This window comes from Falsiroseomonas oryziterrae (assembly GCF_021864505.1).
In the GTDB taxonomy this organism is placed as follows: domain Bacteria; phylum Pseudomonadota; class Alphaproteobacteria; order Acetobacterales; family Acetobacteraceae; genus Falsiroseomonas; species Falsiroseomonas oryziterrae.
Genome location: NZ_JAKJIB010000327.1, coordinates 1 through 4,572, shown reverse-complemented (window position 1 = coordinate 4,572; position 4,572 = coordinate 1). Strand labels below are relative to the sequence as shown.

5 protein-coding genes are annotated in these 4,572 nt (G+C 72.2%); all 5 read left to right on the top strand.

What is annotated here, in order from left to right:
* On the top strand, window positions 1–404 hold a 404-nt coding region (locus L2I40_RS19355; RefSeq protein WP_237216822.1), incomplete at its 5' end, for a DUF4115 domain-containing protein.
* A gap of 122 nt (window positions 405–526) precedes the next feature.
* Window positions 527–1,669: a flavodoxin-dependent (E)-4-hydroxy-3-methylbut-2-enyl-diphosphate synthase gene (gene ispG / locus L2I40_RS19350; protein WP_237216821.1), complete on the top strand. Its 1,143-nt coding sequence runs from the start codon at window positions 527–529 to the stop codon at window positions 1,667–1,669.
* Between the two features lie 70 nt (window positions 1,670–1,739).
* A complete protein-coding gene (hisS, locus tag L2I40_RS19345) occupies window positions 1,740–2,984 on the top strand; it encodes a histidine--tRNA ligase (protein WP_237216820.1) in 1,245 nt (414 codons plus the stop codon).
* The gene (gene prfA / locus L2I40_RS19340) at window positions 2,981–4,036 is read left to right on the top strand and encodes a peptide chain release factor 1 (RefSeq protein ID WP_237216819.1); all 1,056 of its coding nucleotides are present in this window, start codon (window positions 2,981–2,983) and stop codon (window positions 4,034–4,036) included. Before hisS ends, prfA begins: the two co-directional genes overlap by 4 nt.
* A gap of 96 nt (window positions 4,037–4,132) precedes the next feature.
* Window positions 4,133–4,572: hypothetical protein (locus L2I40_RS19335; RefSeq protein ID WP_237216818.1), on the top strand; the 440-nt coding region annotated here is incomplete at its 3' end.

The following is a 4,572-nucleotide window of genomic DNA, read 5'->3' as shown; positions in this document are numbered from 1 at the left end:
CCGCGCCCGTGGCGGCGGCCCCGCCGCCGCCACCTGCCGTCGCCATCCCCGGCGTGCCGGACGGTACCCGCGTGGTGCTGCGCGCCCGGCCGAACAGCGGCGACGGCGCCTGGGTCCAGGTGCGCGACACCCGCGCCAACCAGGTGGTCCTGAACCGCGTCCTGCGCCCCGGCGAGGCCTGGCCCGCCCCTGTCCGCGATGGCTTGGTCCTCGACACCGGCAAGGCCGACGGGCTCGAGATCCTGCTGGACGGCCAGCCCCAGCCGACGCTCGACGGGCTGGTCGGCGTCCGCCGCAACATCGCCCTCGAGCCCGACCGGCTGCGCCAGCGCTTGACCCAGGCGACCGCCTCGGCCGCGCCAACCCCGGCCGCGCCGCCGGCCCCGGGGCAGCGCAACCAGTAACCCCGGCCGCATCCCCCCTGGGAGAGCGCCGCGCGGGGCCATATCCTGCGCGGCGGATCGCCCGGGCACCCTCGCCCGGGTGGCGCAACACCACCCCCGAGGGAAGGGCCTCCCGAGGCAGCATGTCCTACCGTCCCTACCAGCAGATCCTCCGCCGCCATTCGCGCCAGATCCGCGTCGGCAAGGTGCTCGTCGGCGGCGACGCCCCGATCAGCGTCCAGACCATGACCAACACGCCGACCGAGGACGCCAAGGCGACGATCGAGCAGATCCGCCGCTGCGAGCTCGCCGGCGCCGACATCGTCCGCGTCTCGGTGCCCACCGAGGAAAGCACCGCCGCGCTGCACGAGATCGTGCGCGAGGTGAACGTGCCGATCGTGGCCGACATCCACTTCCACTACCGCCGCGCCATCGAGGCGGCGGAGGCGGGCGCCGCCTGTCTCCGCATCAACCCCGGCAACATCGGCAGCAAGGATCGCGTGAAGGAGGTGGTGAAGGCCGCCCGCGACCATGACTGCGCTATCCGCATCGGCGTGAACGCCGGCAGCCTCGAGAAGCACCTGCTGGAGAAATACGGCGAGCCGAACCCGGAGGCGCTGGTCGAAAGCGCGCTCTGGCACGCAGCCCACCTGCTGGATGAGGGCTTCGACCGCTTCAAGATCAGCGTGAAGGCCTCCGACGTCTTCCTCGCCGTCGCCGCCTACCAGCAGCTCGCCGAGCAGTGCGACCATCCGCTGCACATCGGCATCACCGAGGCCGGCGGGAAGCGCGCGGGGACGGTGAAGTCGGCGATCGGCCTCGGCAGCCTGCTCTGGGCCGGCATCGGCGACACGCTCCGCGTCTCCCTCTCCGCCGAGCCGGAGGAGGAGGTCGCGGTTGGGTGGGAGATGCTGAAGTCGCTGCATCTCCGCCACCGCGGCGTGAAGGTGATCTCCTGCCCCTCCTGCGCGCGGCAGGGCTTCGACGTGATCCGCACGGTCGAGAAGCTCGAGGACCGGCTGGCCCATATCCAGGAGCCGATCAGCCTTTCGATCATCGGCTGCGTGGTGAACGGCCCGGGCGAGGCGCTGATGACCGACATCGGCCTGACCGGCGGCGGCGCCGGCACGCACATGATCTACGGCATGGGCAAGCAGAGCCACACGGTGAAGACCGAGGAGATGGTCGAGCACATCGTGGGCCTGGTCGAGGCGCGGGCCGAAGCGCTGAAGGCCGCGAAGGCGGCCGAGAAGGCGGCCGAGGCCGCGCAGCAGGCAGCGGAGTAGAACGCGCCGCCATCCGCCGCGGCGCGGGGCCACTTGCCCTGAAGGCGCGGCGGCGACACAACCCGGCCCCATGGCCAGCCCGCTCCAGCCCGTCCGCGGCACCCGTGACCTGATCGGCGACGAGTTCCGGGCGCATCGGCACGTCATCGACACCTCGCGCCGCGTCACCGCGCTCTACGGCTTCGAGGAATGGGCGACGCCGATCTTCGAGGACACGCGCGTCTTCGCCCGCTCGCTCGGCGACACCTCCGACGTCGTGACGAAGGAGATGTATTCCTTCACCGACCGCGGCGGCGATTCCGTCACGCTGCGGCCGGAGAACACCGCCGGCGTCTGCCGCGCGCTGGTCTCTAACGGGCTGACGCAGTCGAACCTGCCGCGCAAGGTGTTCTACGCCGGCCCGATGTTCCGCTACGAGCGGCCGCAGAAGGGCCGGTATCGCCAGTTCCACCAGATCGGCGCCGAGGTGCTGGGCGCCGCCGAGCCGCTGGCGGATGCCGAGGTGATAGCCGCCGGCTGGGACATCCTGGTGCAACTCGGCATCGCCGACGGCGTGGTGCTGGAGATCAACACGCTCGGCGACGCCGAGAGCCGGGATCGCTACCGCGCCGCGCTGGTCGCCCATTTCACCGCGCATCGCGACGCGCTGTCCCACGACAGCCAGGTGCGGCTCGAGAAGAATCCGCTGCGCATCCTCGACAGCAAGGATGAGGGCGACAGGCGGATCGTCGCGGAGGCGCCGACGATCCAGCCGCATCTCTCCGACGCCGCGCGCGGCTTCTACGAGGCCGTGCTGCGGCACCTGGCGACCTTCGGCGTCCCGGTGCGGGAGAATCCGCGCATCGTGCGCGGCCTCGACTACTACAGCCACACGGCCTTCGAGTTCGTCACCGACCGGCTCGGCGCGCAGGGCACGGTGATGGCGGGCGGCCGCTATGACGGGCTGGTGGAGGAGATGGGCGGCCCGCCCACGCCCTCCGTCGGCTGGGCCGCGGGCGTCGAGCGCCTGTCCATGCTGCTCGCCGCGCCCCCCGCCGCGCCGCGCCCCGTCGCGGTGATCCCGGTGGCGGAGGCGCAGGAAGCCGCCGCGCTCGCGCTGGTGCAACGTCTGCGCGGCGCCGGCGTGGTCGCAGAGATCGCCTACAAGGGCAACCTCAAGCGCCGGATGGAGCGCGCCAACAAGCTTGCCGCGCGCGCCGCGCTGATCCTGGGCGAGGACGAACTGTCCCGGGATGTCGTCCAGTTCCGGGATCTCGACGCCGGCACGCAGGAGACGCTTCCGGTCGAGGACGCGATCCGTCGCCTCTCGGCATGAGCCTCCCCCACAAACTCGACCGCCTGCTGCTGCGCGCCGAGGAACTGCGCCACCTTCTCAACACCGCCGACGGCGCGCAGGTCGGCGCGATCTCGCGCGAGCTGTCGGAGCTCGATCCGCTGGTCGAGAAGGTGCAGGCCTACCGCGCCGCCGAGCGCGCGCGCGACGAGGCCGAGGCCATGCTCGGCGACCCCGAGCTGAAGGAACTCGCCGAGGCCGAGTACCTCGACCTCAAGGACCGCCTGCCGAAGCTCGAGCGCGAGATCCGGCTGATGCTCGCCCCCCGCGACGCCGCCGACGAGCGCAGCGCGATCCTCGAAGTCCGTCCCGCCGCCGGCGGCGACGAAGCGGCGCTCTTCGCCGCCGAGCTCTTCGGCGCCTACCAGCGATACGCGCAGCGCCAGGGCTGGCGCTTCGAGATCCTGGACTACGACGAAAGCGACCTCGGCGGCGTGAAGGGCGCGACCGCCTCCATCGAAGGTCGCGGCGTCTTCGCGAAGCTGAAATTCGAGTCCGGCGTGCACCGCGTCCAGCGCGTGCCCGCGACCGAATCCCAGGGCCGCATCCACACCTCGACCGTCACGGTAGCCGTCCTGCCGGAAGCCGAGGAGGTGGACGTGCAGGTGAACGAGAGCGACCTGCGCGTGGACACCTACCGCGCGAGCGGCGCCGGCGGGCAGCATGTCAACAAGACCGACAGCGCGGTCCGCATCACGCACATCCCCTCCGGCATCGTGGTCGCGATGCAGGAGGAGAAGTCGCAGCACAAGAACCGCGCCAAGGCGATGAAGGTGCTGCGCGCGAGGCTCTACGACGCGGAGCGGTCGCGCCTGGCCAACGCGCGCGCCGCCGACCGCAAGGGCCAGGTCGGCACCGGCGACCGGTCGGAGCGCATCCGCACCTACAACTTCCCGCAAGGGCGCGTGACCGACCACCGCATCGGCCTGACGATCCACAAGATCGACCGCGTGATGCTGGGCGAGTTCGACGAGGTGATCGAGGCGCTGGTCGCGGAGGACGAGGCTGCACGGCTGGCGGCCGACGCCGAATGAGGACCTCCGCTCGCCCGGGAAGTGGCAAGCCCCGGGGGCGCTCGACGGTGGCGTGAGGCTGGGGACCGGCCGCGTCCTGGGACTGCCGAGGTGACGATGGGTCTTCGCACCGTCCTGCTGCTGACGGCCGCCGGCCTGCCCGGGGTGCTGGCGCTTCTGCTCGTGCTGCCTGCCGTTCCGGACGTGCCGGCGCCGCTGCTGCTGGCGCAGCCGGCGCTGCTGCTATTCCTGCTGGCTCTCGCGGGGAGTTGGGCCGCGCCGCGCTGCGGCTTCCTGCTGCGCGGCGCCTCGTCTCTGGCGGCGCGGCTCGGCGAAGTCGGCATCGGCCTGGCGCTAGGGCTGTGCCTCGCCATCGCCGACCACCTCGCGCGCCCGGCCTGGCAGTCCGCACCGGGGCTGCCGCCCGGCATCCTCGAGGCCTGGACGCCGGCCGCGCTCGTCGTCGGGCTGCTCTACGGCGCCGTGGTGGAGGAGGTGATGCTGCGCTGGGGCGCGATGAGCCTGCTCGTTCTCGCTCTGTGGCGGCTGCTGGCGCG